General features: G+C 60.2%; 25 protein-coding genes. 11 read left to right on the top strand and 14 right to left on the bottom strand.

Features of this window, described 5'->3' with window-relative positions; genetic code table 11:
• Positions 1–62 precede the first annotated feature (62 nt).
• A complete protein-coding gene (locus tag PSH66_RS01870; RefSeq protein ID WP_003171134.1) occupies positions 63–2,513 on the bottom strand; it encodes a glycogen/starch/alpha-glucan phosphorylase in 2,451 nt (816 codons plus the stop codon).
• A 226-nt stretch (positions 2,514–2,739) separates the two neighbouring features.
• Between PSH66_RS01870 and PSH66_RS01865 the strand changes: the two genes are divergently transcribed.
• A complete protein-coding gene (locus PSH66_RS01865) occupies positions 2,740–3,174 on the top strand; it encodes a YkgJ family cysteine cluster protein (RefSeq protein WP_003171132.1) in 435 nt (144 codons plus the stop codon).
• Between the two features lie 193 nt (positions 3,175–3,367).
• On the opposite strand, the gene typA is transcribed toward PSH66_RS01865, so the two are convergent.
• Together typA and thiI are read right to left on the bottom strand one after the other, a co-directional pair.
• Positions 3,368–5,188, bottom strand: a complete 1,821-nt coding sequence (gene typA, locus PSH66_RS01860) for a translational GTPase TypA (RefSeq protein WP_078822944.1) — start codon at positions 5,186–5,188, stop codon at positions 3,368–3,370.
• 139 nt (positions 5,189–5,327) lie between these two features.
• Entirely contained in the window at positions 5,328–6,782 is a 1,455-nt protein-coding gene (thiI, locus tag PSH66_RS01855) for a tRNA uracil 4-sulfurtransferase ThiI (protein ID WP_141063100.1), read from the bottom strand.
• A gap of 334 nt (positions 6,783–7,116) precedes the next feature.
• Here thiI and glnA point away from each other — a divergent pair, with 334 nt between their 5' ends.
• Entirely contained in the window at positions 7,117–8,523 is a 1,407-nt protein-coding gene (gene glnA / locus PSH66_RS01850; protein WP_003171128.1) for a type I glutamate--ammonia ligase, read from the top strand.
• 75 nt (positions 8,524–8,598) lie between these two features.
• Here glnA and PSH66_RS01845 read toward each other — a convergent pair whose 3' ends face one another.
• A complete protein-coding gene (locus PSH66_RS01845; protein ID WP_003171127.1) occupies positions 8,599–8,835 on the bottom strand; it encodes a DUF6124 family protein in 237 nt (78 codons plus the stop codon).
• Positions 8,836–9,267: 432 nt separating this feature from the next.
• On the opposite strand from PSH66_RS01845, the gene PSH66_RS01840 reads away from it, so the two are divergent.
• The 4 genes from PSH66_RS01840 (at position 9,268) to ntrC (ending at position 13,378) form a co-directional block, all read left to right on the top strand.
• Complete coding sequence (locus PSH66_RS01840; protein ID WP_305428276.1) at positions 9,268–9,801, top strand: chorismate mutase; 534 nt, start codon at positions 9,268–9,270, stop codon at positions 9,799–9,801.
• Positions 9,802–9,842: 41 nt separating this feature from the next.
• On the top strand, positions 9,843–10,517 hold the full coding sequence (locus tag PSH66_RS01835) for a hypothetical protein (protein WP_305428275.1): 675 nt from the start codon (positions 9,843–9,845) through the stop codon (positions 10,515–10,517).
• A 342-nt stretch (positions 10,518–10,859) separates the two neighbouring features.
• Entirely contained in the window at positions 10,860–11,945 is a 1,086-nt protein-coding gene (gene glnL, locus PSH66_RS01830) for a nitrogen regulation protein NR(II) (RefSeq protein ID WP_003171123.1), read from the top strand.
• Positions 11,942–13,378, top strand: coding sequence for a nitrogen regulation protein NR(I) (gene ntrC, locus PSH66_RS01825; protein WP_141063103.1), 1,437 nt, complete (start codon positions 11,942–11,944; stop codon positions 13,376–13,378). The genes glnL and ntrC overlap by 4 nt, the downstream gene beginning before the upstream one ends.
• Positions 13,379–13,827: 449 nt before the next feature.
• Here ntrC and PSH66_RS01820 read toward each other — a convergent pair whose 3' ends face one another.
• Positions 13,828–14,268 carry a hypothetical protein gene (locus PSH66_RS01820; protein ID WP_305428274.1) on the bottom strand — a complete coding sequence of 147 codons (441 nt, stop codon included), beginning with the start codon at positions 14,266–14,268 and terminating at the stop codon, positions 13,828–13,830.
• Between PSH66_RS01820 and PSH66_RS01815 the strand changes: the two genes are divergently transcribed.
• A complete protein-coding gene (locus tag PSH66_RS01815; protein ID WP_003171120.1) occupies positions 14,267–14,722 on the top strand; it encodes a tRNA (cytidine(34)-2'-O)-methyltransferase in 456 nt (151 codons plus the stop codon). The genes PSH66_RS01820 and PSH66_RS01815 overlap by 2 nt on opposite strands.
• Before the next feature lie 119 nt (positions 14,723–14,841).
• On the opposite strand, the gene secB is transcribed toward PSH66_RS01815, so the two are convergent.
• Genes secB through PSH66_RS01800 form a run of 3 tightly spaced genes read right to left on the bottom strand, consistent with a single transcriptional unit; the run spans position 14,842 to position 16,026 of the window.
• Positions 14,842–15,321, bottom strand: coding sequence for a protein-export chaperone SecB (gene secB / locus PSH66_RS01810; protein WP_003171119.1), 480 nt, complete (start codon positions 15,319–15,321; stop codon positions 14,842–14,844).
• Between the two features lie 35 nt (positions 15,322–15,356).
• Positions 15,357–15,611 carry a glutaredoxin 3 gene (gene grxC / locus PSH66_RS01805; RefSeq protein WP_305428273.1) on the bottom strand — a complete coding sequence of 85 codons (255 nt, stop codon included), beginning with the start codon at positions 15,609–15,611 and terminating at the stop codon, positions 15,357–15,359.
• Position 15,612: 1 nt separating this feature from the next.
• Positions 15,613–16,026, bottom strand: a complete 414-nt coding sequence (locus PSH66_RS01800; protein ID WP_078731164.1) for a rhodanese-like domain-containing protein — start codon at positions 16,024–16,026, stop codon at positions 15,613–15,615.
• A 151-nt stretch (positions 16,027–16,177) separates the two neighbouring features.
• On the opposite strand from PSH66_RS01800, the gene gpmI reads away from it, so the two are divergent.
• The 4 genes from gpmI to PSH66_RS01780 all read left to right on the top strand — a co-directional run bounded on the left by gpmI (position 16,178) and on the right by PSH66_RS01780 (position 21,376).
• Complete coding sequence (gpmI, locus tag PSH66_RS01795) at positions 16,178–17,704, top strand: 2,3-bisphosphoglycerate-independent phosphoglycerate mutase (RefSeq protein ID WP_305428272.1); 1,527 nt, start codon at positions 16,178–16,180, stop codon at positions 17,702–17,704.
• Between the two features lie 257 nt (positions 17,705–17,961).
• Positions 17,962–19,257, top strand: coding sequence for a murein hydrolase activator EnvC (locus PSH66_RS01790; protein WP_017529552.1), 1,296 nt, complete (start codon positions 17,962–17,964; stop codon positions 19,255–19,257).
• Positions 19,258–19,287: 30 nt separating this feature from the next.
• Entirely contained in the window at positions 19,288–20,601 is a 1,314-nt protein-coding gene (locus PSH66_RS01785; protein ID WP_003171110.1) for a S41 family peptidase, read from the top strand.
• A gap of 1 nt (position 20,602) precedes the next feature.
• Entirely contained in the window at positions 20,603–21,376 is a 774-nt protein-coding gene (locus PSH66_RS01780) for a divergent polysaccharide deacetylase family protein (RefSeq protein WP_141063107.1), read from the top strand.
• Positions 21,377–21,491: 115 nt separating this feature from the next.
• On the opposite strand, the gene PSH66_RS01775 is transcribed toward PSH66_RS01780, so the two are convergent.
• The 6 genes from PSH66_RS01775 to hisB all read right to left on the bottom strand — a co-directional run bounded on the left by PSH66_RS01775 (position 21,492) and on the right by hisB (position 25,361).
• Entirely contained in the window at positions 21,492–22,247 is a 756-nt protein-coding gene (locus PSH66_RS01775; RefSeq protein ID WP_305428271.1) for an ABC transporter substrate-binding protein, read from the bottom strand.
• Between the two features lie 67 nt (positions 22,248–22,314).
• Positions 22,315–23,085: an imidazole glycerol phosphate synthase subunit HisF gene (gene hisF / locus PSH66_RS01770; protein WP_003171107.1), complete on the bottom strand. Its 771-nt coding sequence runs from the start codon at positions 23,083–23,085 to the stop codon at positions 22,315–22,317.
• Between the two features lie 9 nt (positions 23,086–23,094).
• On the bottom strand, positions 23,095–23,832 hold the full coding sequence (gene hisA / locus PSH66_RS01765; RefSeq protein WP_003171106.1) for a 1-(5-phosphoribosyl)-5-[(5-phosphoribosylamino)methylideneamino]imidazole-4-carboxamide isomerase: 738 nt from the start codon (positions 23,830–23,832) through the stop codon (positions 23,095–23,097).
• A 39-nt stretch (positions 23,833–23,871) separates the two neighbouring features.
• Positions 23,872–24,129, bottom strand: a complete 258-nt coding sequence (locus PSH66_RS01760; protein WP_003171105.1) for a DUF2164 domain-containing protein — start codon at positions 24,127–24,129, stop codon at positions 23,872–23,874.
• Positions 24,130–24,768, bottom strand: coding sequence for an imidazole glycerol phosphate synthase subunit HisH (hisH, locus tag PSH66_RS01755; RefSeq protein ID WP_305428270.1), 639 nt, complete (start codon positions 24,766–24,768; stop codon positions 24,130–24,132).
• Positions 24,768–25,361: an imidazoleglycerol-phosphate dehydratase HisB gene (hisB, locus tag PSH66_RS01750; protein ID WP_003218037.1), complete on the bottom strand. Its 594-nt coding sequence runs from the start codon at positions 25,359–25,361 to the stop codon at positions 24,768–24,770. The genes hisH and hisB overlap by 1 nt, the downstream gene beginning before the upstream one ends.
• Positions 25,362–25,520 lie beyond the last annotated feature (159 nt).

Below are 25,520 nucleotides of genomic sequence, written 5' to 3'. Positions count from 1 at the left end.
ATCTGCAAACTGACACTCCGCCATCGGGTTCAATCCCCCTCCCACATGTTGTATTGCGGTGTTTAGTCGAGCGCTTTCCAGATCTCCGTAGCGTACTCGCGGATCGTGCGGTCGGACGAGAACCAGCCCATCCGCGCCGTATTGAGCACTGCCGAACGCCACCACGCCTTGGAGTCGTGCCAATGCGCTTCGACCTTGGCCTGGGCGTCCCAGTACGAGTCAAAGTCGGCGCAGACCAGGAAGCGGTCGTAGTCGATCAAGCCGTCGATCAAGCCCACGTAGCGGCCCGGATCGTCCGGCGAGAACACCCCGCCACGGATCGCCTGCAGCACATCGCTCAGACGATGGGACGCAGCAATATCGGGCCCGGCGCTGAATTCACCGGCATGTTTACGCGCCTCGACCTGTTGAGCACTGAGACCGAAGATAAACATGTGCTCGGCGCCCACGCGCTCGTGCATCTCCACGTTGGCGCCGTCCATGGTGCCGATGGTCAACGCGCCGTTGAGGCCGAACTTCATGTTACTGGTGCCCGATGCCTCGAAACCGGCGGTGGAGATCTGCTCCGACAGGTCCGCCGCCGGAATGATGCTCTCGGCCAGGCTGACGTTGTAGTTGGGCAGGAACACCACCTTGAGCAAGCCGCGTACGGTCGGATCGTTGTTGACGGTGCGGGCGATGTCGTTGGTCAGCTTGATGATCAGCTTGGCCTGGTGATAACTCGCTGCAGCCTTGCCGGCAAAGATTTTCACACGCGGCACCCAGTCGGTTTCGGGCTCGGCACGGATCGCCTGGTACAACGCCACGGTGTGCAGCAGGTTGAGCAACTGGCGTTTGTACTCGTGGATCCGCTTGACCTGCACATCGAACATCGCCGCCGGGTTCACCGAAATGCCCAGGCGCTCGTGGATGATCTCGGCCAGCGCCCGCTTGCTGTGCAGGCGCTGCTCGGCGAAGGCTTTGCGGAATGCCTGTTTCTCGGCGAAGGTTTCCAGCTCGCCCAGGCGCGTTTCCATATTGTCGAGGATGTCCGGCCCCAGGGCGTCCACCAGCATCGACGTGAGCTTGGGGTTGGCCTGGTACAGCCAGCGGCGGAAGGTGATGCCGTTGGTTTTGTTGTTGATGCGCTCCGGGTAGAGCTTGTGCAGTTCGGAAAACACTGTGCTGCGCATCAGCTGGGTGTGCAGGCCGGACACGCCGTTGACGCTGTGGGAACCGAGGAACGCCAGGTTCCCCATGCGCACGCGGCGGCCGTTGTCCTCTTCGATCAGAGACACGGCGCGCAGCACGTCGAAATCGTGGATACCCTTGGCTCGCAGCGAATCAATGTGCTGGGCGTTGATCAGGTAGATGATCTGCATATGCCGGGGCAACATGCGCTCCATCAAGCCGACCGGCCAGGTTTCCAATGCCTCGGGCAACAAGGTGTGGTTGGTGTAGGAAAGCGTTTCAACGGTGACGTCCCACGCGGCTTCCCACGGGATGTCGTGCAAGTCCACCAATTGACGCATCAGTTCGGCCACGGCGATGGACGGGTGAGTGTCATTGAGCTGGATGGCGGCGTGTTCGCCCAGGCTCAGGACCGAGCCATGCATGTTCTTGTGGCGGCGCAGCAAGTCTTGCAGGGAAGCGGAGACGAAGAAGTATTCCTGGCGCAGGCGCAGTTCCTGCCCCGCTTCGGTGCTGTCGGCCGGGTAAAGCACGCGGGAGATGCTTTCGGCGCGGGCCACTTCGGCAACTGCGCCCAGGTGGTCACCGGCGTTGAAGCGTTCCAGGTGCAGGTCTTCCACCGCTCGTGCGCGCCACAGGCGCAGGGTATTGACGCTGGCGCCGCGCCAGCCGACTACCGGGGTGTCGTAGGCCACGGCACGTACAGTTTCGTTGGGCGACCACACCTGGATCATCTTGCCCGAGGCGTCCGCCACGGTTTCGACGCTGCCGCCAAAGCCGATCGGGTAAATCACCTCGGCGCGCTCGAATTCCCAGGGGTTACCGAAATCCAGCCAGCGTTCGGTCTGCTCCTGTTGCCAGCCATCGACAACCGCCTGGCGGAACAAGCCGTGCTCATAACGAATGCCATAGCCGTGGCCGGCGATGCCCAGGGTCGACATGCTTTCCATGAAGCACGCCGCCAGACGACCCAGGCCACCGTTGCCGAGCGCCGCATCGGGCTCCAGCAGGCGGATGCGCTCCAGGTCGACGCCCAGCTCCGCCAGCGCATCGCGAGCGATCTCCAACACCCCAAGGTTACTGAGGCTGTCGTAGAGCAAGCGGCCGATCAGGAATTCCAGGGACAGGTAATAGACCCGCTTCTGGCCTTTGCGGTAGATACGCCGGGTGTGGTCCATCCAGTGATCGACCATCTGGTCACGGGCGGCCAGGGCGATGGCTTCGAACCAGTCGTGGTCGAAGGCGTGATCGGGGTCCTTGCCCACCGCGTAGGTGAGTTTGGTCAAGACGGCATCGCGAAATGCGGCTACCTCTGCTTCTCGTGCAAGTGGTTCCTGAGACATCAATTGCGACCTCGGGCGAGATAGAAGGAGTTGCTAGAGCCTAGACGGTCTGACAAACGGTAGAGGCTGCGGTTCGTCAGTTTTTTAACTCATTCATCAATGCGTGAATTAGATGCAGGGGCCGTGCCCGATCATGACTGGAGATGAAATCTTGAAAATATTGTTCAAAAAACCACCAATCCCGGTATGATCGCGCGCCCTGATACCGCCTCACCCTGGAACCTTGATGAAGCCTCAACTGATCGCCGCCGCGGAACTCGACCGCCTCGAAACCTGGCAGAAATACTCCGCCCACATGTGCGGTGGCTGCGTATCCAGCTGCTGCACGCTGCCGGTTGAGGTGAAGATCAAGGACCTGATCCGCATTGGCATCGTCGATGAATTCGAGCGCGGCGACCCGCCGAAGAACATCGCCAAGCGGCTGCAAAAGGAAGGCATCGTCGAGCGCTACAACTCCAAGTCGGAAATTTTTACCCTGCAGCGCATGAGCAACAACGATTGCCTGTATCTGGATCGTAAGACGCGCTTCTGCACTATTTATGACAAGCGCCCGGATACTTGCCGCAACCACCCCAAGATCGGGCCGCGGCCGGGGTATTGCGCGTACAAGCCCAAGGAAGTGGTGCGCGAGACCAAGTTCAAGACCCTCGACAAGTTCTGATCCAGGGTTTGTAGTGTTTTGAAGGGCCTCATCGGGAGCAAGCCCCCTCCCACATTTTGATTTGTGAACACATTCAAGTGTGGGAGGGGGCTTGCTCCCGATGAGGCCGGTACAGGCACCATAAAACCAGCAGGCATAAAAAAACGCCCCCGGCCTTTCGACCGGGGGCGTTTTTCATTCAGCCTGAGTTAACTCAGTTCTTGGCTTTCTTGGCAGCGCGGGTACGCTCGCCTTCATCCAGGATCTTCTTACGCAGGCGGATCGACTTAGGCGTGACTTCGCACAGCTCGTCGTCCTGGATGAATTCCAGGGCCTGTTCCAGGGTGAAGCGAACAGGTGGAACCAGAGCGATGGTTTCGTCTTTACCCGAAGCACGCATGTTGTCGAGCTTCTTGCCTTTGGTTGGGTTGACGCCCATGTCGTTGTCACGGCTGTTCAGACCAACGATCTGACCGTTGTAGATCTCTTGACCGTGTTCAACGAACAGCTTGCCACGCGCCTGGAGGGTTTCCAGGGAGTAGGTCAGCGCCTTGCCGGTTTCTACCGATACCAGTACACCGTTCTGACGGCCGGACATGTCGCCGGACTTCATGGTGTCGTAGCGATCGAAGATCGAGGTCAGGATGCCGGCACCGTTGGTCAGGGTCAGGAACTGGTTACGGAAACCGATCAGACCACGAGCAGGGATGTTGTATTCCAGACGTACACGGCCCTTGCCATCCGGCACCATGTTGGTCAGGTCGCCCTTACGCAGGCCCATCTCTTCCATGACCTTGCCCTGGGATTCTTCAGGGGTGTCGATGGTGACGTTTTCGAACGGTTCCTGCTTCACGCCGTCAACGGTACGGATGATCACTTCCGGACGACCAACACCCATTTCGAAGCCTTCGCGACGCATGGTTTCGATCAGTACCGAGAGGTGCAGCTCACCACGGCCGGAGACCTTGAACTTGTCAGCCGAGTCGCCTTCTTCAACGCGCAGAGCAACGTTGTACAGCAGCTCTTTGTCCAGACGCTCCTTGATGTTACGGGAGGTCACGAACTTGCCTTCTTTACCGCAGAACGGCGAGTCGTTTACCTGGAAGGTCATGGAAACGGTTGGCTCGTCAACGGTCAGAGGCTTCATCGCCTCGACGTTGTCTGGCTGGCACAGGGTGTCGGAGATGAACAGCGAGTCCATACCGCTGACGCACACGATGTCGCCGGCGAAGGCCTCTTCGACGTCGATGCGGTGCAGGCCGTGGTGCCCCATCAGCTTCAGGATACGACCGTTACGCTTCTTGCCGTCGGCGCCGATAGCCACAACCGGGGTGTTCGGCTTGACGCTGCCGCGAGCGATACGGCCAACGCCGATAACACCCAGGAAGCTGTTGTAGTCCAGTGCCGAGATTTGCATCTGGAACGGACCTTCACGGTCAACTTTCGGCGCAGGTACGTTGTCGACGATCGACTGGTACAGCGGGGTCATGTCTTCAGCCATGTCGGTGTGGTCAAGACCGGCAATACCGTTCAGGGCCGAGGCGTAGACGACTTTGAAGTCCAGCTGTTCTTCGGTGGCACCCAGGTTGTCGAACAGGTCGAAGATCTGGTCCAGAACCCAGTCCGGACGCGCGCCTGGACGGTCAACCTTGTTGATGCACACGATCGGACGCAGGCCGGCTTCGAAAGCCTTCTTGGTCACGAAACGGGTTTGCGGCATAGGGCCGTCTTGAGCGTCAACCAGCAGCAGAACGGAGTCGACCATCGACATTACGCGTTCTACTTCGCCGCCGAAGTCGGCGTGGCCCGGGGTATCCACGATGTTGATGTGGTAGCCGTTCCAGTTGATGGCGGTGTTTTTTGCCAGGATGGTAATACCGCGCTCTTTTTCCTGGTCGTTGGAGTCCATCACGCGCTCGTCGTTGAGCTCGTTGCGCTCCAGGGTGCCGGATTGACGCAGGAGTTTGTCTACCAGGGTGGTTTTACCATGGTCAACGTGAGCAATGATGGCGATGTTACGTAGATTTTCGATCACTTGTGTATCTCGATCAGAGGATTCGGTGTGCTGACAGGTCGTGGCAGCGATTAACAGTAGAGTCAGGCCTTGCCGTTACAGCTTGACGGCAGAGTCGGGGGGCCGGTGACGCAGGCCACAGGCAAACAGCCCCGGGCTCTTAGCTCGGTCGATAAACGCGCACATTGGCATGCCCCTCACTGAGCAAATGGTGGGCATGCAGGCGACTCATCACGCCTTTGTCGCAATACAGCAGGTACTGACGGCTGTTATCCAGTTCCTTGAAACGCGCGTTCAGTGCATAGAACGGCAGCGTTTGTACGTCGATGCCGGCGATGTCCAGCGGCTCGTCCTCAGCGGCATCCGGGTGACGGATGTCGATGACGATCTGGCCGGCCAGGGCTTCGCTGACTTCTTCGATCTGCACATCCTGGCCCAACTCATCGATCACGCGATCGATCGGGACCAGTTTGGCGTTCTCGAGCGCACGCTCCAGAATCGCCATGTCGAACTGTTGTTCTTCGTACTCCACGCGGTGACGCTTGGCGTGGGTCTTGGGGTTCACCGAGATGACCCCGCAATATTCAGGCATATGCTTGGCGAAGTCGGCGGTGCCGATTTGTTCTGCCAGGTCGATGATGTCCTGCTTGTGGCTGGCGATCAGCGGGCGCAATACCAGCTTCTCGGTCACGCAGTCGATCAGCGACAGGTTTGGCAGCGTCTGACTGGACACCTGGGAAATCGCTTCGCCAGTCACCAGCGCGTCGATCTGCAGTTGATCGGCAATACGGGACGCAGCGCGCAACATCATACGCTTCAATACTACGCCCATATGACTGTTATCGACTTTACCGAGAATTTCGCCCAGCACTTCCTCGAACGGGACGCTCACAAATAGCACGCGCTGGGAGCTGCCGTACTTCTTCCAGATAAAGTGCGCGACTTCCATCACGCCCAATTCATGTGCACGCCCGCCCAGATTAAAGAAGCAGAAGTGGCTCATCAGGCCGCGGCGCATGATCTGGTAGGCCGCCACCGTGGAATCGAAACCGCCGGACATCAGCACCAGGGTCTGTTCCAGGGCACCCAGCGGGTAGCCGCCGATGCTGTTGTGCTGGCTGTGGATCACAAACAACCGTTGGTCGCGAATTTCCATGCGCACTTCAATTTGCGGCGCTTTCAGGGAAATTCCAGCGGCGCCACACTCGCGACGCAGCTTGCTGCCGACATATTTTTCCACATCCATGGAGCTGAACGGGTGCTTGCCGGCACGCTTGCAGCGCACCGAAAAAATCTTGCCGGCAAGCGAGTTGCCGAAGTGCAGCTTGCATTTTTCAGTGATGTCGTCGAAGTCGCCCAACGGGTACTCGTCGACCTGCAGGAAATGCGCGATGCCCGGCATGCAGCTCAGGCGCTCGGTCATGTCCTTCAAGGCTTTGGCGTCGGTCAGGCGGGTTTCCAGCTCGAGGTTGTCCCACACGCCATTCACCACCACAGCCGGGTCCAGATCGCGGAGCACGGCACGGATGTTCTTGGCCAACTGACGGATGAAACGCATCCGTACCGGTCGGCTCTTGATGGTGATTTCGGGGAAGACTTTAACGATTAATTTCATGGAAACAGCGCGCGCCGGGCCTGCTGAAAAAGGGGGGCGCGGATTATAGCGGAAATCGCTCAAGGTTTAACCAGTTAATATGCACGTCAGTCGCAACGCACTAAAGAGGTGCATTTGCAGGCGACCGCGCCACATTGCGGTGCGCTATTTTCAGGCATTTGTCGCTACGCACCTTTATAGGGTCGCTTTTGGCGCAAAAAACCCATGTTGGCGCACTGGCATGCAATTTGCTCTCTTGTGAGGCAGGTTGCCATGGCGGACTATCCGCGCCGGCATCACCCACATTCTAAGGGCTAACTCCACTACCCCAGCCCGAAGCCACCCGGAGGACACTATGTCGAAGTCGGTTCAACTCATCAAAGATCATGACGTTAAATGGATTGATCTGCGCTTCACGGACACCAAAGGCACTCAGCACCACGTGACCATGCCGGCTCGCGACGCGCTGGATGATGCTTTCTTCGAAGAAGGCAAAATGTTCGACGGTTCCTCCATCGCCGGCTGGAAAGGCATCGAAGCCTCCGACATGATCCTGATGCCGGATGACAGCACTGCCGTGCTGGATCCGTTCACCGAAGAACCGACCCTGATCATCGTCTGCGACGTGATCGAGCCTTCGACCATGCAAGGCTACGACCGCGACCCACGTGCGATCGCCAAGCGTGCCGAGGAATACCTGAAGTCGACCGGTATCGGCGACACCGTATTCGTAGGCCCGGAGCCAGAGTTCTTCATCTTCGATCAAGTGAAGTTCAAGTCCGATATCTCCGGTTCCATGTTCAAGATCTACTCCGAACAAGGTTCGTGGATGTCCGACCAGGACGTGGAAGGCGGCAACCATGGCCACCGTCCAGGTATCAAAGGCGGCTACTTCCCGGTTCCACCGTTCGACCACGACCACGAAATCCGTACCTCCATGTGCAACGCCATGGAAGACATGGGCCTGGTCATCGAAGTGCACCACCACGAAGTGGCGACTGCCGGCCAGAACGAAATCGGCGTGAAGTTCAACACCCTGGTGGCCAAGGCTGACGAAGTTCAGACCCTGAAGTACTGCGTACACAACACTGCCGTAGCCTACGGCCGTACCGCGACCTTCATGCCTAAGCCACTGTACGGCGATAACGGTTCGGGCATGCACGTTCACTTGTCCATCGCCAAAGATGGCAAGAACACCTTCGCTGGCGAAGGTTATGCCGGCCTGTCCGACACCGCCCTGTACTTCATCGGCGGCATCATCAAGCACGGTAAGGCCCTGAACGGCTTCACCAACCCGTCGACCAACTCCTACAAGCGTCTGGTTCCAGGTTTCGAAGCACCGGTGATGCTGGCCTACTCGGCTCGCAACCGTTCCGCCTCGATCCGTATTCCTTACGTGTCCAGCCCTCGCGCTCGCCGTATCGAAGCACGTTTCCCGGACCCGGCAGCCAACCCATACCTGGCCTTCGCGGCTCTGGTCATGGCCGGCCTGGACGGTATCCAGAACAAGATCCACCCTGGCGACGCCGCCGACAAAAACTTGTACGACCTGCCGCCTGAAGAGGCCAAAGAGATCCCACAAGTGTGCGGCAGCCTGAAAGAAGCCCTGGAAGAGCTGGACAAGGGCCGTGCGTTCCTGACCAAAGGCGGCGTGTTCAGCGACGACTTCATTGACGCATACATCGAGCTCAAAAGCGCAGAAGAAATCAAAGTACGCACCTTCGTACACCCACTGGAATACGAGCTGTACTACAGCTGCTGATCCGGTAGCGCTGCTTAAGGTGGCGTGATGAAAAAGACCTCCTGTTCGGGAGGTCTTTTTTTTGCCTGGGAATTATCAGCTGGCTACTTGGCGGTCGAGCATACGGCTGACCATCAATGCGCCCAATGCACTCAGTTGGTGAATGGCCAGCGCGACATCGCGGTGTTTGCCATCCAGATCTTCAGAAAGGTCCAGCAACAAGGTGCTGACCGAGGAGAAGGTTTCGAAACTGTTGACCATCAGGGCTTCGTCGTCGATATCGGCGGCGATGGTGAAGATGCAGGGGGGTGGATTTGGGGTTGGCTTGAACATTTTCTACATTCCTCGAATGAGGCCGCTTTCATTTCGCTACTAAACGAAGTGGAGGCAGCTGTGCGCAGGTTAGTAGACCGGTGAATGTAGAAGCCCGGCGCATCCGAAGATGCCCTGCGCACAACCGCCATCAAGCGTGATGGAAAATGCACGACCTACAATTCGAGTCCAGGCTACTAAACCTGATCGCTGATGAGCAGCGACCGAGCAACCTTAGAGACGACAAGCCAGCCGTACAAGCCGGCGGATTCTGGCGCACCTGTAGGCAACCGCGCAAGATAAGGTAGCCTGAAACTGACACAGCTCTAAACCTGCAAACCCAATCAAAAACTGTGGGAGGGGGCTTGCTCCCGATAGCTGTATATCAGTCAGCCTATTTCCAGCTGACCCACCGCTATCGGGAGCAAGCCCCCTCCCACAAGGAGATCACCCTTGAAACATCGATTTGTGTTCGCTCTGTTGTTTATCAGCGCCACCGCCACCGCCGCGCCGCCCACGCTGCAACCACTGCTCAACAGCATCGCCGAACGCCTGGCGATTGCCGACCAGGTGGCCTTAAGCAAATGGGACAGCCACAAAGCCGTGGAAGACAAAAAACGCGAGCAAGAAGTGATTGCCAGCGTCGTCGCCCAGGCGCCGAGCTACAAGCTGGACCCCGCAGCGGCCGAGCAATTTTTTGCGGCGCAGATCGAGGCCAACAAGCTGGTGCAGTACAACCGCCTGAACGATTGGCAGCAGATGGGCAAAGCGCCTGACCTGCCGCGTCCGGACCTCAGCGGCCAGATCCGTCCCCAACTCGACCAACTGCAAAAGCGCCTGCTGCAGCAATTGGCCGACTTCACTCCGTATCGAAAAGACCCGAAGTGCCCACACTGGGTCGCCCTGGCCACTCTGGAACCCATGCACGAGCCGCTGATGCAGATTGCGATGGCCCGCGCCACTGGCGAGCTGTGCGTTTACCCGTAGTGAAACGCGCACAGAGCGGTTATGCACGGTGAATTGAGCAAATGTCCGATACCCACCGGGCAGCCGAGCGACCAGAATGCAGCATTCGGCAGCCACTTACGACGAATCTCGCAATGAACCGCACCTGCAAGCCCCTATGCTCAATGATGCTGATGCTCGCAGTATTGGGTCAGGCACACGCCACCCCGCCGCCCCCAAAACCCTACATCTGGACGGTCGATGCCCTGCATCCAGACAGTCCGACGTGGGTGGCCAACCTCAATGGCGTAGCCGTCCATGGAGACAAAACCGGTAAGGCGATGCTGCAGGTCATGTGCAATCACTCCGAGGGGAGCGCCTCGATCTCGCTGTTGGCCCCCACCGATCGGCTGCACTTCAAAACCGACATTTATGAAGGCAAGGAAGCCTCGTCAACCGGACCGCTCAGCATCACTACCGATAACCGTCCCACTCGTCACTACGCTATAAATGGCTATCACATCGGCGGATCTCTCGCGCTGTTCACGTTTATCACACAGGTCAATCAGCAGGCGTTAAGTGAGTGGGCAACTGAGAACAGGGGCGGTCAGCTAATCAGGATGAAGCTGACTTCGGCGATCCCCGACGATGGACCATTGACCGCTGAGTTTGTGTTGCCACACGACAGCGCCGCGCTACGCGAAGTCATCGATCCCTGTCTCACCGCGCGAAAAAAATCATCACACGACACACTCTAAAAACGCACAGCGAACAGCACCGCCCGGCAATCCCGCCACCGGCTAAGGCCGTCGCCCCGTCCACGTCCGGCAACTTGGCCACTCTCAGGATAGCCTTTGAGCGTTCCTGAACAGCTCGCGCAAATTCGCACTATATTGGTGCAACATACTGCACCCTACCCACCTCACCAACCCATTTTGGTTCGAAACTTCCCGCAAGGGCTGGCTAAACGCCACAGTTTCGAGCCTTAAACCCCTATTTCAGGGCTTTAACGCTTCTTTTCGGAGCCTTGGTTTGGTTTTTGCATTTTCCTTGTATCAGCGTGTGCCTCAAGCCCGCGCCTTGCTCCAAAAGAGGTCCTGATGACCATCAGCGATGCACTGCACCGTTTGCTACTCGACAACCTGACCACCGCGACCATCCTGCTCAATGACGACCTGCGTCTTGAGTACATGAACCCGGCGGCGGAGATGCTGCTGGCCATCAGCGGCCAGCGCAGCCATGGGCAGTTCATCAGCGAATTGTTCACCGAGTCGGCCGAGGCCTTGAGCTCGTTGCGCCAGGCCGTGGAGCAGGCTCACCCGTTCACCAAGCGCGAAGCGATGCTCACCGCCCTCACCGGCCAAACGCTGACCGTCGACTACGCCGTGACCCCGATCCTGAGCAACGGCGCCACCCTGCTGCTGCTCGAAGTGCACCCCCGCGACCGCCTGCTGCGCATTACCAAAGAGGAAGCGCAGCTGTCCAAGCAGGAAACCAGCAAGATGCTGGTGCGCGGCCTGGCCCATGAGATCAAGAACCCGCTGGGCGGTATTCGCGGCGCCGCGCAGTTGCTGGCCCGCGAGCTGCCGGAGGAGCATCTCAAGGACTACACCAACGTCATCATCGAAGAAGCCGACCGCCTGCGTAACCTGGTGGACCGCATGCTCGGTTCCAACAAGCTGCCGTCCCTGGCGATGACCAACGTGCACGAAGTGCTCGAGCGCGTCAGCCAGTTGGTCGAGGCAGAAAGCCAGGGCTGCATCACCCTGGTGCGCGACTACGACCCAAGCATTCCCGATGTGTTGATCGACCGCGAGCAGATGATCCAGGCGGTGCTCAACATTGTGCGCAACGCCATGCAGGCCATCAGCAGCCAGAACGAGCTGCGCCTTGGCCGCATCAGCCTGCGCACCCGCGCCCTGCGCCAGTTCACCATCGGCCATGTGCGCCATCGCCTGGTGACCAAGGTCGAGATCATCGACAACGGTCCGGGCATTCCCGCGGAACTGCAGGAAACCATTTTCTTTCCCATGGTCAGCGGCCGCCCGGACGGTACCGGGCTGGGCCTGGCCATTACCCAGAACATCATCAGCCAGCATCAGGGCCTGATCGAGTGTGAGAGCCATCCGGGTCACACCACGTTCTCGATCTTTCTGCCACTGGAACAAGGAGCCCCTTCGACATGAGCCGTAGTGAAACCGTCTGGATCGTCGATGACGACCGTTCCATCCGCTGGGTCCTCGAGAAAGCCTTGCAACAGGAAGGCATGACCACCCAGAGCTTCGACAGCGCCGACGGCGTGATGAGCCGCCTGGCACGTCAGCAGCCGGACGTGATCATCTCCGACATCCGCATGCCCGGCGCCAGCGGCCTGGACCTGTTGGCGCGCATTCGCGAGCAGCACCCGCGCCTGCCGGTGATCATCATGACCGCGCACTCGGACCTGGACAGCGCTGTGGCGTCCTACCAGGGTGGTGCGTTTGAATACCTGCCCAAGCCGTTCGACGTGGACGAGGCCGTGGCGCTGGTCAAGCGCGCCAACCAGCACGCCCAGGAACAGCAGAACCAGGAAGCCCCACCGGCCCTGACCCGCACCCCGGAGATCATTGGCGAAGCGCCGGCGATGCAGGAAGTGTTTCGCGCCATCGGGCGGTTGAGCCATTCCAACATCACCGTGCTGATCAACGGCGAGTCGGGTACCGGTAAAGAGCTGGTGGCCCACGCGCTGCACCGTCACAGCCCACGGGCGGCCTCGCCGTTTATCGCGCTGAACATGGCGGCGATTCCGAAGGACTTGATGGAGTCCGAGCTGTTCGGCCACGAGAAAGGCGCGTTCACCGGCGCGGCCAACCTGCGTCGCGGACGCTTTGAACAGGCCGACGGCGGCACGCTGTTCCTCGATGAGATCGGCGACATGCCGGCCGACACCCAGACCCGCCTGCTGCGCGTACTGGCGGACGGCGAGTTCTACCGCGTGGGCGGGCACACACCGGTCAAGGTCGATGTGCGTATCATCGCTGCGACCCACCAGAACCTGGAAACCCTGGTGCACGCGGGCAAGTTCCGGGAAGACTTGTTCCACCGTCTCAACGTGATCCGCATCCACATCCCGCGCATGTCGGACCGTCGCGAAGACATCCCGACCCTCGCCCGCCACTTCCTCAGCCGCGCCGCCCAGGAACTGGCCGTCGAGCCGAAGCTGCTCAAAAGCGAAACCGAGGAGTACCTCAAGAACCTGCCGTGGCCCGGCAACGTGCGCCAGCTGGAGAACACCTGCCGCTGGATCACCGTAATGGCGTCCGGGCGTGAAGTGCATATCAGCGACCTGCCACCGGAGCTGTTGAGCCTGCCGCAGGACTCGGCCCCCGTGACCAACTGGGAACAGGCGCTGCGCCAATGGGCTGACCAGGCGCTGGCACGCGGCCAGTCGAACCTGCTGGACAGTGCCGTGCCTGCCTTTGAACGGATCATGATCGAGACCGCGCTGAAGCACACCGCCGGCCGCCGTCGCGATGCCGCGGTGTTGCTGGGCTGGGGCCGCAATACCCTGACGCGCAAGATCAAGGAGCTGGGGATGAAGGTCGACGGTGGGGATGACGATGAAAGCGACGACGCCTGAATCTCAGCTCCACTGAAAGCCCCCTCCCACATTTGGATCTTCACAAGATTTCAGGGCTGTGCACCGCTTCAATGCACCATGAACCGGCATCGGGCATGGACCCAACGCCTGAAATCTCAGAGCCTCTGAAAAAATCCTGGGGCCCAAAAACACCAAAGCCCCGTATTCCGGGGCTTTGCGCTTTCTGAAAATTTTTTTGGCACATCTCGACGAATCTGGCACGCGCCCTGCAATAACCCCAGTACTACCCAGTTTTGGGGACCTTGGTACAGGCAGGCCGAGAATCCCCCTCTTTACACCCGGGGTGCTTGATGCGAACCGCGTCGCGCTCCACACCGCTTTGGGGAACCTCGGTACAGGCAGGCCGGGAATTCCCTCTTTAACACCGAAGCCCTTGGCTTCACCCCGTTTTGGGAGCCCTGGTACAGGCAGGCCGGGAACTCCCTCTTTTATTGCTCCTGGAGATGGATCTCCAACCGCCAACGGTCATCGACCTCCTCGCCTTTCCACGCCCCGCGCAATGGCCGAGCCGCCACCAGGTTCAGCAGCAAGCCACCATCGGTCTTGCGAATGCGCCAGTTCACGTCCTTGTCATTGACCTTGAGTTGCCCACTGGCGGCCTTGCCCTGGGCGTCGAACAGCAGCGCCACCGTGCCGTCGATGTGTTCGCCGTGCAGTTCAGGCTCGCGGCTGAACCACACCACCACGCCGTCCGTCACCGCCTCCAGTTGTTGCAGCTCCACGGGGTCGGGGATGGTCAGGCGGCCGATCATCAAGCCCACCATCAGGCCGACAATTGCCAAGGAGCCCATGACCTTGGGCAATAGCTTCGGCCTTGGGTCGTCTTCAGGGGTAGAATGCAGCGCATCTTTGCCTTCGGAGCCGTGCATGTTTCACGTCATCCTTTTTCAACCAGAAATTCCGCCGAATACCGGCAACGTTATCAGGCTGTGCGCCAACAGTGGCTGCCACCTGCACTTGATCGAGCCCTTGGGCTTTGACATGGACGACAAGCGCCTGCGCCGCGCCGGGCTCGACTACCACGAGTACGCCACGCTCAAGCGCCACGCCGACCTGGCCAGTTGCCTGGAAAGCCTGGGCCACCCGCGCCTGTTCGCCTTCACCACCAAGGGTTCGCGGCCGTTCCATGATGCCAGCTTTGCCGAGGGCGACGCCTTCCTGTTCGGCCCCGAGAGCCGCGGACTGCCGGCCGAAGTGCTCGACGCCCTGCCCGATGGGCATCGCCTGCGCTTGCCCATGCGCGAGGGTTGTCGCAGCCTGAACCTGTCCAACACCGTGGCCGTCGCAGTCTACGAAGGCTGGCGCCAACTCGGTTTCAAATAACGCACATAGCAAAATGTGGAAGGGGGCTTGCGCCCGATGAGGGGTTGCCAGCCGACACTGACGTGACTGGTACACCGCTATCGGGAGCGAGCCCCCTCCCACATTTTTACCGCATCGACTTACTGAACCGTCGACGAACCTTCCTGTTGCATGCGCTGCAGCTCTTGCGCGTACAGGGCATCGAAGTTCACCGGCGCCAGCATCAATGCCGGGAACGAGCCACGGGTGACCAGGCTGTCCAGGGTCTCGCGGGCATACGGGAACAGGATGTTCGGGCAGAACGCGCCCAGGGTGTGGCTCATGGAGGCTTCGTCCAGGCCCTGGATCAGGAAGATACCGGCCTGTTGTACTTCAGCGATGAAGGCCACTTCTTCGCCATTCTTGACGGTGACCGACAGGGTCAGCACGACTTCGTGGAAGTCGCCTTCCAGGGCTTTTTGGCGGGTGTTCAGGTCCAGCGCAACGCTTGGGGTCCATTCCTGGCGGAAGATGGCCGGGCTTTTCGGCGCTTCGAACGACAGGTCACGCACATAGATGCGCTGCAGCGAGAACTGTGGGCCTTGGTCTTGCGCTGCTTCGGTGTTCTGTTGATCAGTCATCGCAGATCCTTCTTTATCTTGGGGTCTTTAAGGGGTTAGGCGGACAGCAGCGCATCCAGTTTACCGGCGCGCTCCAGGGCGAACAGGTCATCGCAACCACCGATATGCCGAGTGCCGATCCAGATCTGCGGCACCGACGTGCGGCCAGCCTTCTGGGCCATTTCGGCGCGCACCTGGGGTTTGCCGTCGACCTTGATCTCTTCAAAGGCGACCTTCTTGCTCTGGAGCAACTGCTTGGCTCGAATGCAATAAGGGCAGTAATCGCTGGAATACACGACGACCTGGCTCATATCACTTCACCAGCGGCAGGTTATCGGCGCGCCAGCTGCTGATGCCACCGGACAGCTTGGCGGCGGTGAAACCGGTCTTGAGCATTTCGCGGGCGTGGGTACCCGCGTGCTGGCCTTGGGCGTCAACCAGAATGATGGTCTTGGCCTTGTGCTTTTCCAGCTCGGGCAAGCGCGCGATCAGCTTGTCCTGGGGAATGTTCAGCGCACCGACGATATGGCCGGTGGCGAAATCCTTGGCGGGGCGGATGTCCACGACAATGGCCTCATCCTTGTTGACCAGCGCGGTCAGCTCCGATGTGCTCAGGCTGCGGCCACCACGGCTCATCTCGTGAGCGATCAGCAGCGCCAGCAGGATGACGAAGGCACCCACGAGCAGATAGTGGGCAGTGGCAAATGCAATCAGGTGATCAACCATCAAGGAGGTTCCAGGGCGTTAAAATGGCGGTAAGTATACACAGCCGTCAGGGGGGGCCAACCCCCGTAAAGCGGTGACGTGGTCGGAACTTCGCTTTAAACTGCCACTCCCTTTTCAATTGCCTTCCTTTATTACCGCCGCGAGAGGATCTATGACTACTACGCCTAAACCTTTGGTCCTGATAATTCTCGATGGCTTCGGACACAGTGAAAGCCACCACGACAACGCGATCTACGCGGCGCGCAAGCCGGTACTGGACCGTTTGACGGCCACCGTGCCCAACGGGCTGATCTCAGGTTCCGGCATGGACGTAGGCCTGCCGGACGGCCAGATGGGCAACTCGGAAGTCGGCCATATGAACCTCGGCGCCGGACGAGTGGTGTATCAAGACTTCACCCGCGTGACCAAAGCGATCCGCGATGGCGAGTTCTTCGAGAACCCGACCATTTGCGCGGCGGTGGATAAAGCCGTGGCCGCCGGCAAGGCCGTGCACTTCATGGGCCTGCTGTCGGACGGCGGCGTACACAGTCACCAGGACCATCTGGTGGCCATGGCCGAACTGGCCTTCAAGCGCGGTGCCGATAAAATTTACCTGCACGCCTTTCTCGATGGCCGCGACACGCCGCCCAAAAGCGCGCAATCGTCCATCGAACTGCTCGACGCGACCTTCGCCGCCCTGGGCAAAGGCCGCATCGCCAGCATCGTGGGCCGCTACTTCGCAATGGACCGCGACAACCGCTGGGACCGCGTATCCCAAGCCTACAACCTGATCGTCGACGGCCAGGCCGAATTCAACGCCGCTACCGCCCAGGAAGGCCTGGAAGCCGCCTATGCCCGCGGCGAGAGCGATGAATTCGTCAAGGCGACCACCATCGGCGAGCCGGTAAGAGTCGAAGACGGCGACGCCGTGGTGTTCATGAACTTCCGCGCCGACCGTGCCCGCGAGCTGAGCCGCGTGTTTGTCGAAGACGGCTTCAAGGAGTTCGAGCGCGCGCGCCAGCCAAAAGTCCAATACGTAGGCCTGACCCAATACGCCGCCAGCATCCCGGCGCCTGCCGCGTTCGCAGCCGGCAGCCTGGACAACGTGCTGGGCGATTACCTGGCGAAAAACGGCAAGACCCAACTGCGCATCGCCGAAACCGAAAAATACGCCCACGTGACCTTCTTCTTCTCAGGCGGGCGTGAAGAACCGTTCCCGGGCGAAGAACGCATCCTGATCCCGTCGCCAAAAGTCGCCACCTACGATTTGCAGCCGGAAATGAGCGCCCCGGAGGTTACCGACAAGATCGTCGATGCCATTGAGCACCAGCGTTATGACGTGATCGTGGTCAACTACGCCAACGGCGACATGGTCGGCCACAGCGGCAACCTGGAAGCCGCGATCAAGGCCGTGGAGTGCCTGGACCTGTGCGTCGGCCGCATCGCCGACGCCCTGGAAAAAGTCGGCGGCGAAGCGCTGATCACCGCTGACCATGGCAACTGCGAGCAGATGTCCGACGAATCCACAGGCCAGGCCCACACCGCCCACACCACCGAGCCGGTGCCGTTCATCTATGTCGGCAAGCGCGATTTCAAAGTGCGTGACGGCGGCGTGCTGGCGGATGTGGCGCCGACCATGTTGATGCTGATGGGGTTGGAGAAGCCGGTGGAAATGACGGGTACTTCGATTCTGGTCTAAATCCAAAACACACCATAAAACAGTGTGGGAGGGGGCTTGCTCCCGATGGCAGTGTGTCAGTCACTGATGAAGTTGACTGATCAGCCGCTATGGGGGCAAGCCCTCTCCCACACTGGAGCTCAGTGTTTGATAGATGTCTTTTTGCCATACCTGCGCCACTCGGCACCTAACTTGCCCGCCAGCCCCAATTGGGCGTTTTTTTTGCCGCGCTTGGCGGGCATACTAGGCCGTCCCTTTCCCTGGTGTCGCCCGCCTCTATGCTTCGCGCCTTGATTACCCTTGCTCTTGTCTGCCTGCTTCAACCGGCGTTTGCCGATGAGCGCGCACAAACCCAACAACAGTTGGACGCTACGCGTCAGGACATTACCGAGCTGAAAAAACTGCTCGGCAAGCTCCAGGAAGAAAAATCCGGGGTGCAGAAAGACCTGCGCGGCACGGAAACCGAAATGGGCAAGCTGGAGAAGCAGGTCCAGGAGCTGCAAAAAGAACTAAAGAAGAGCGAGTCGGAACTGGAGCGACTCGACGCTGAGAAAAAAAAACTCCAGAGCGCACGCGTTGAACAGCAACGCCTGATCGCGATCCAGGCCCGCGCCGCCTACCAGAGCGGCCGCCAGGAATACCTCAAGCTGCTGCTCAACCAGCAGAACCCAGAAAAATTCGCGCGCACCCTGACCTACTACGACTACCTGAGCAAGGCCCGTCTGGAGCAACTCAAAAGCTTCAACGAGACGCTGCGCCAGTTGGTCAATGTCGAGCAGGAGATCGCCAACCAGCAATCGCAGTTGCAGGACCAGAAAAGCGCCCTCGACACCCAGCGCGACGAACTCGACAAGGTCCGCAAGGAACGTCAGCTGGCCCTGGCCAAGCTCAACGATGACGTAAAAGCCCGCGACGCCAAGCTCCAGGCCCGCGAGCAGGACCAGGCCGACCTGGCCAAAGTGCTCAAGACCATCGAAGAAACCCTGGCGCGCCAGGCACGTGAGGCAGAAGAAGCGCGACAAAAAGCGCTGATCGCCCAGCAGGAAGCCGAAAAAAAGCGCCAGCGTGAGGCCGAACTGGCAGCCACCACGGATGCTCCGGCACCGCGTAAACCGGCACATTCAGCCCCTGGCCCGCTGGTTTCCAGCGCTGGCGAGTCCTTCGGCGGCCCATTTGCTTCAGCGCGAGGCAAACTTCCATGGCCAGTTGATGGTCGATTGCTGGCACGCTTTGGGGAAACCCGTGGCGATGACACCCGCGCCAAGTGGGATGGGGTGATGATCAGCGCCTCCGCCGGCAGCCAGGTGCATGCCGTCCACGGTGGGCGCGTGGTATTTGCCGATTGGCTGCGGGGCGCCGGTTTGTTGGTGATTCTCGACCACGGTAATGGCTATTTGAGCCTTTATGGCCACAATCAGACATTGCTCAAGTCGGCAGGTGATGTTGTAAAAGCCGGTGAATCCATCTCCACTGTCGGTAACAGTGGCGGCCAGGACACCCCGGCGCTGTACTTCGCTATTCGTCAGCAGGGCCGCCCGAGCGACCCTGCACAATGGTGCAGATCCCAAGGATAGGGTCTCATCTACATTAGGAGTTCGTTCGACATGCTGCATTTGTCCCGCCTCACTTCGCTGGCCCTGACGATCGCCCTGGTGATCGGCGCGCCGCTGGCTTTTGCCGATCAGGCCGCCCCGGCTGCAGCCGCCTCTGCCGCGACCACCAAGGCACCGTTGCCGCTGGACGAACTGCGCACCTTTGCCGAGGTCATGGACCGGATCAAGGCAGCTTATGTCGAACCCGTAGACGACAAGACCCTGCTGGAAAATGCCATCAAGGGCATGCTCAGCAACCTCGACCCGCACTCCGCCTACCTGGGCCCGGAAGACTTCGCCGAGCTGCAGGAAAGCACCAGCGGTGAATTCGGCGGCCTGGGCATTGAAGTCGGCGCCGAAGACGGCAACATCAAGGTCGTGTCGCCGATCGACGATACTCCGGCGTCGAAGGCCGGCATCCAGGCCGGTGACTTTATCGTCAAGATCAACGGCCAGCCGACCCGCGGCCAGACCATGACCGAAGCCGTCGACAAGATGCGCGGCAAGATCGGCCAGAAAATCACCCTGACCCTGGTGCGCGACGGCGGAAACCCGTTTGACGTGACGCTGACCCGCGCGACCATCGTGGTCAAGAGCGTGAAGAGCCAACTGCTGGAGTCGGGCTACGGCTACATCCGCATTACCCAGTTCCAGGTCAAGACCGGCGACGAAGTGGCCAAGGCCCTGGCCAAGCTGCGCAAGGACAACGGCAAGAAACTCAGCGGCCTGGTGCTTGACCTGCGTAACAACCCAGGCGGCGTACTGCAATCGGCGGTGGAAGTGGTTGACCATTTCATCACCAAAGGCCTGATCGTCTACACCAAGGGCCGTATCGCCAACTCCGAGCTGCGCTTCTCGGCCACCGGCAACGACCTCAGCGAAAACGTGCCATTGGCGGTGCTGATCAACGGCGGCAGCGCCTCGGCCTCGGAAATCGTCGCCGGCGCACTGCAGGATCAAAAACGCGGCGTGCTGATGGGCACCACCAGCTTCGGCAAAGGCTCGGTGCAAACCGTGTTGCCGCTGAACAACGAGCGTGCGCTGAAGATCACCACCGCCTTGTACTACACGCCGAATGGCCGCTCGATCCAGGCCCAGGGCATCGTGCCGGACATCGAAGTACGCAAGGCCAAGATCACCAACGAGATCGACAGCGAATACTACAAAGAGGCGGACCTGCAAGGTCACCTGGGCAATGGCAACGGCGGCGCCGACCAGCCGACCGGCAGCGGCGCGAAAGCCAAGCCGATGCCGCAGGACGATGACTATCAGTTGGCCCAGGCGCTGAGCCTGCTCAAGGGCCTGAGCATCACGCGCAGCCGTTGATATGCGCGTTGCCCTGATCATCGCTGTGCTGTGCAGCCTGGCCGGAGTCGCCCACGCGACCCCGGCCGGCGAGCCTCATAAAGCCTACCTCACCTTGATCATCGACGACCTGGGGCAAAACCTGCCACGGGACCGGCGCGTGCTGGCCCTGCCCGGGCCTGTCACCACCGCGATCATGCCCGACACACCCCACGCCGCCGAATTCGCCCGCGAAGCCCACAAGGCCGGCAAGATCGTGATCCTGCACATGCCCATGGACCCGGCCACCGGGCCGTTCGCCTGGCACCCCGAGCTGTCTGTCGAAGAACTGGGCAAACGCCTGGACGCCGCCTTCACCGCGGTGCCCTACACCGCCGGCATCAACAACCACATGGGCAGCCGCATGACGGCACAACCGGCTGCCATGGCCTGGTTGATGGCCGAGCTGCAACGACGCCACAAATTCTTCGTCGACAGCCGCACCAGCGCACAAACCGTGGCCGCCGCCGAGGCACAGAAGATCGGCCTGGCCAGTGTCTCGCGAGATGTGTTCCTGGACGACGAACGTACCGAAGCGGCAATCACCACGCAGTTGCAGACGGCGATCAAGCTCGCCCACAAGCAGGGCTCGGCCGTGATGATCGGCCACCCCTACCCGCAAACCCTGGCGGTACTGGAGCGCGAGTTGCCCAAACTCAAGGCGCAGGGCGTGGAGTGGATTGATATCAAGCTGATGATCAGTGTGCGCAGCAATCAGGCCATGACCGCACACGGTAAAAATGGCGCGTATCGCTGACCAACCACTGTGGCGAGGGAGCTTGCTCCCGTTGGGCTGCGTAGCGGCCCCCAAGAATGTTGGGAGCGCTGCGCACTCCAGCGGGAGCAAGCGCCCTCACCACAGTGGTTCGCGTTTACAGGTAGTTAGCCACGATCTCCTCTACCCGACCGTCCTTGCGTAACTCATCCAGCGCAGCCTGAAGCTTGGTCACCAATTCGTCCGGTACCTCTTTGTTCAACGCGAGGTAAAGCTCGGCACTGTTGAACCGCAACACCGTCCTGAGCCCCGTCACACCCACCTGCCGCGCCAGGTAACGCCCGGCAGGATCGCCCGTGGCCCACAAGTCGATCTGGCCATCCTGCAGCTTTTGCGCATTGTCCTGGTCGCGCAACACCACTATCGGGTTGAGGCCCTGTTTCTCCAGGCTCTCGGCGATGGCATCGCCCTTGTAGGCGCCGATCTTGTAACCCCTCGCGTGCTCCAGGTCATCGAGTTTGAGCGTGCTGTCGGCCTTGGCCAGCAGCACCCAGTCATCCGGACCGATGGGGCCGACCCACTTGAACAGCGCTTCACGATCCGGCAGACGCGCCATCACGAATACGCCATAGCCGGGTTTCTCCAGGGCGAGCTTGTAGATTCGCTCCCAGGGGAAACGCAGGGTGAGGTTGTAGGAAATGCCGGCACGCTTGAAGGTCTCGCGCACGATGTCCACGGCGATGCCTTCGATATTCTCGTCCTTGGCGAAGTTCTTGCCGTTTTTTGCCATGTTGTAGGGCGGGAAATTTTCCGTCAGCAACACCAGGGTGGTGTCAGACGGTTCTTCGGCGTGGGCAGTACCGGCCATGAGCACGGAGGTACTGGCGAGGGCGAGCAGCAGCTGTTTGAACATGAAAAGTTACCGGAATCCATGGCAAGCGCAGAGAGTGCCGCGCACTTGCCATGGTGTCCAGCGGCGTTTAGCGCACGACGATACCGCGCGCCGCCATATAGGCTTTTGCCTCGGGAACGGTGTATTCGCCAAAGTGGAAAATACTCGCCGCCAGCACCGCGCTGGCGTGGCCTTCGATGACGCCATCGGCCAGGTGCTGCAGATTACCGACACCCCCGGAGGCGATCACCGGAATGCCCAGCGCATCGCTGATAGCGCGGGTCACGCCCAGGTCGAAGCCGTTCTTCATGCCGTCCTGGTCCATGCTGGTCAGCAGGATTTCACCGGCGCCCAGGCCTTCCATCTTCATCGCCCACTCCACTGCGTCCAGGCCGGTGGGTTTGCGCCCGCCGTGGGTGAAGATTTCCCAGCGCGGGGTTTCACCCGGACCCGAGACTTTCTTGGCGTCGATGGCCACCACGATGCACTGCGAGCCGAAGTGCTGCGCGGCTTCGCCAACAAACTCCGGGTTGAATACAGCGGCCGTGTTGATCGAGACCTTGTCCGCGCCGGCATTGAGCAGGTTGCGGATGTCTTGCACGGTGCGCACGCCACCGCCCACGGTCAGCGGGATAAACACCTGGCTGGCCATGCGCTCGACGGTATGCAACGTGGTATCGCGGCCGTCGACGCTGGCGGTAATGTCGAGAAAGGTAATCTCGTCGGCGCCTTGCTCATCGTAGCGACGGGCGATTTCCACCGGATCGCCGGCGTCACGGATGTTCTCGAACTTGACGCCCTTGACCACGCGACCGTTGTCGACGTCCAGGCAAGGGATGATGCGTTTGGCCAGCGCCATGGTCAGTCCTCAGCCGTTGTAGGCATCGCAGTAAGCCTGGGCTTGCGCGACGTCCAGGGTACCTTCGTAGATCGCGCGGCCGGTGATGGCGCCGATGATGCCGGGTGCCTTGGCGTCCAGCAGCGACTTGATGTCGCCCAGGTTGTGGATGCCGCCGGAAGCGATCACCGGAATCTTCGTCGCCGCCGCCAGCGCAGCGGTGAACGGTACGTTGCAGCCCTGCATCATGCCGTCTTTGGCGATGTCGGTATAAACGATGGCGGACACGCCGTCGGCTTCGAACTGCCTGGCCAGGTCGATGACCTGCACGGTGCTGATTTCAGCCCAACCGTCGGTGGCGACGAAACCGTCTTTGGCGTCCAGGCCGACAATCACTTTGCCTGGGAATGCACGGCACGCCTCGGCGACAAAGGCAGGGTCTTTCACCGCCTTGGTGCCGATGATCACGTAGCTCACGCCCGCTTTCACGTAGTGCTCGATGGTTTCCAGGGAGCGGATACCGCCACCGATCTGGATCGGCAGGTTCGGGTAGCGCTTGGCAATCGCGGTGACCACTTCGCCATTGACCGGCTGGCCTTCGAAAGCGCCGTTCAGGTCCACCAGATGCAGGCGACGGCAGCCCCCTTCCACCCATTTGGCGGCCATGCTCACCGGGTCATCGGAGAACACCGTGGAATCTTCCATACGGCCCTGGCGCAGACGTACGCAGGCGCCGTCCTTGAGATCGATAGCGGGGATAATCAGCATCTGGCAAACCTTATTCGATATTCAGCAATGCTTGGAAAATCAGGGTTTCTCAAGCGACCACAGGTCGCTTTCGATGCTTTCGAACCTTTCTTTAAGGAGCGTCTGCGTATCGAAAATCGCCCTGTTGTAATAATGCGGCGCCACTTCGTGGGTGAACAGGTCGAGAATCTCCGCGACCTCGAACGAGCCCAACTTGAGTTCGAAGCGGTCTTCCATGAAACGCTTGATCTTGAGGGTAGCCTCACTCTCCTGTTCGGGGGTGAGGCGCAAGATCGGCTGCTTCGGTTTGCGGGCCATTTACCAGCGACCATCCCAGGCGGCGAAGTTCTGCAGTAATTGCAGGCCATGGGTATGGCTCTTCTCCGGGTGGAACTGCACGGCGAAGCGCGAACCGTCGGCCAGCGCGGCGGCAAAGTCGACGCCGTAGTGCCCGCCACCCACCACTTGGCGCGGATTACCGGCGGCGATGTAGTAGCTGTGTACGAAATAGAAGCGCGCCAGGTCCGGAATATCGTGCCACAGCGGATGGTCCACTGTCTGACTGACCTCGTTCCAGCCCATGTGCGGGACTTTCAGGTGTTCGCCGTCTTCATGCAGGTCCTTGCCGAAAAACTTCACCTGGCCCGGAAACAGGCCGATGCATTCGACGCCGGCGTTCTCTTCACTGCTGTCGAGCAGGGCCTGCATGCCCACGCAGATACCGAGGAACGGGCGGTCCTGGCTGACTTCGCGCACCAGGCTGTCAAAGCCCAGGCGGCGGATCTCGGCCATGCAATCGCGAATCGCGCCAACGCCCGGGAATACCACGCGATCGGCTTCGCGAATCACCTTGGCATCGCTGGTGATCAGCACCTTGCCGGCACCTACGTGCTCGAGGGCCTTGGCCACCGAGTGCAGGTTACCCATGCCGTAATCGATAACCGCGACCGTCTGCATTACAGAACGCCCTTGGTCGAGGGCATTTGCCCGGCCATGCGGTCATCCAGCTCCACAGCCATGCGCAGGGCGCGGCCGAAAGCCTTGAACACGGTTTCGATCTGGTGGTGGGTGTTGGTGCCGCGCAGGTTGTCGATGTGCAGGCTGACGAGTGCGTGGTTGACGAAACCCTGGAAGAATTCCTGGAACAGGTCGACGTCGAAGCCGCCCACGGTGGCGCGGGTGTAGGGCACGTGCATCTGCAGGCCTGGACGGCCGGAGAAGTCGATGACCACACGCGACAGCGCTTCGTCCAGCGGGACATAGGCGTGGCCGTAGCGACGGATGCCTTTTTTGTCGCCGATGGCCTTGGCAAATGCCTGGCCGAGGGTGATGCCCACGTCTTCCACCGTGTGGTGGTCGTCGATGTGCAGGTCGCCCTTGCTGACGATATCCAGGTCGATCAGCCCGTGACGGGCGATCTGGTCCAGCATGTGCTCAAGAAAAGGAACACCGATATCAAATCGGGCCTTTCCGGTGCCATCCAGGTTGATCGAGGCTTTGATCTGGGTTTCCAGAGTGTCGCGCTCGACGGACGCCTTACGTTCGGCCATCACCAGCTCCGCAAAATCATTGGGCGAAAAAGGCAGCCATTATAGGGGCGCGGGCGCTAAACAGAAACATCGAAGGGGATAAGACTGATGGAGTGTCGGGGATAGACATGTGCATACAGGTGGGACCGACTGATGAAAACTCCACACATCCAAGGTGGG

This window comes from Pseudomonas sp. FP597 (assembly GCF_030687435.1).
In the GTDB taxonomy this organism is placed as follows: Bacteria; Pseudomonadota; Gammaproteobacteria; order Pseudomonadales; family Pseudomonadaceae; genus Aquipseudomonas; species Aquipseudomonas lactucae.
The sequence above is the reverse complement of the archived record's forward strand: the minus strand, read 5'-3'. Positions and strand labels throughout refer to the sequence as shown.

Excerpts from the sequence above, each read along its gene's own strand:
- PSH66_RS01870 (WP_003171134.1), bottom strand. The coding sequence starts at position 2,513 with ATGTCTCAGGAACCACTTGCACGAGAAGCAGAGGTAGCCGCATTTCGC.
- PSH66_RS01865 (WP_003171132.1), top strand. The coding sequence starts at position 2,740 with ATGAAGCCTCAACTGATCGCCGCCGCGGAACTCGACCGCCTCGAAACC.
- thiI (WP_141063100.1), bottom strand. The coding sequence starts at position 6,782 with ATGAAATTAATCGTTAAAGTCTTCCCCGAAATCACCATCAAGAGCCGA.
- glnA (WP_003171128.1), top strand. The coding sequence starts at position 7,117 with ATGTCGAAGTCGGTTCAACTCATCAAAGATCATGACGTTAAATGGATT.
- PSH66_RS01845 (WP_003171127.1), bottom strand. The coding sequence starts at position 8,835 with ATGTTCAAGCCAACCCCAAATCCACCCCCCTGCATCTTCACCATCGCC.
- PSH66_RS01835 (WP_305428275.1), top strand. The coding sequence starts at position 9,843 with ATGTCCGATACCCACCGGGCAGCCGAGCGACCAGAATGCAGCATTCGG.
- glnL (WP_003171123.1), top strand. The coding sequence starts at position 10,860 with ATGACCATCAGCGATGCACTGCACCGTTTGCTACTCGACAACCTGACC.
- ntrC (WP_141063103.1), top strand. The coding sequence starts at position 11,942 with ATGAGCCGTAGTGAAACCGTCTGGATCGTCGATGACGACCGTTCCATC.
- PSH66_RS01815 (WP_003171120.1), top strand. The coding sequence starts at position 14,267 with ATGTTTCACGTCATCCTTTTTCAACCAGAAATTCCGCCGAATACCGGC.
- PSH66_RS01820 (WP_305428274.1), bottom strand. The coding sequence starts at position 14,268 with ATGCACGGCTCCGAAGGCAAAGATGCGCTGCATTCTACCCCTGAAGAC.
- secB (WP_003171119.1), bottom strand. The coding sequence starts at position 15,321 with ATGACTGATCAACAGAACACCGAAGCAGCGCAAGACCAAGGCCCACAG.
- grxC (WP_305428273.1), bottom strand. The coding sequence starts at position 15,611 with ATGAGCCAGGTCGTCGTGTATTCCAGCGATTACTGCCCTTATTGCATT.
- PSH66_RS01800 (WP_078731164.1), bottom strand. The coding sequence starts at position 16,026 with ATGGTTGATCACCTGATTGCATTTGCCACTGCCCACTATCTGCTCGTG.
- gpmI (WP_305428272.1), top strand. The coding sequence starts at position 16,178 with ATGACTACTACGCCTAAACCTTTGGTCCTGATAATTCTCGATGGCTTC.
- PSH66_RS01790 (WP_017529552.1), top strand. The coding sequence starts at position 17,962 with ATGCTTCGCGCCTTGATTACCCTTGCTCTTGTCTGCCTGCTTCAACCG.
- PSH66_RS01785 (WP_003171110.1), top strand. The coding sequence starts at position 19,288 with ATGCTGCATTTGTCCCGCCTCACTTCGCTGGCCCTGACGATCGCCCTG.
- PSH66_RS01780 (WP_141063107.1), top strand. The coding sequence starts at position 20,603 with ATGCGCGTTGCCCTGATCATCGCTGTGCTGTGCAGCCTGGCCGGAGTC.
- PSH66_RS01775 (WP_305428271.1), bottom strand. The coding sequence starts at position 22,247 with ATGTTCAAACAGCTGCTGCTCGCCCTCGCCAGTACCTCCGTGCTCATG.
- hisF (WP_003171107.1), bottom strand. The coding sequence starts at position 23,085 with ATGGCGCTGGCCAAACGCATCATCCCTTGCCTGGACGTCGACAACGGT.
- hisA (WP_003171106.1), bottom strand. The coding sequence starts at position 23,832 with ATGCTGATTATCCCCGCTATCGATCTCAAGGACGGCGCCTGCGTACGT.
- PSH66_RS01760 (WP_003171105.1), bottom strand. The coding sequence starts at position 24,129 with ATGGCCCGCAAACCGAAGCAGCCGATCTTGCGCCTCACCCCCGAACAG.
- hisH (WP_305428270.1), bottom strand. The coding sequence starts at position 24,768 with ATGCAGACGGTCGCGGTTATCGATTACGGCATGGGTAACCTGCACTCG.
- hisB (WP_003218037.1), bottom strand. The coding sequence starts at position 25,361 with ATGGCCGAACGTAAGGCGTCCGTCGAGCGCGACACTCTGGAAACCCAG.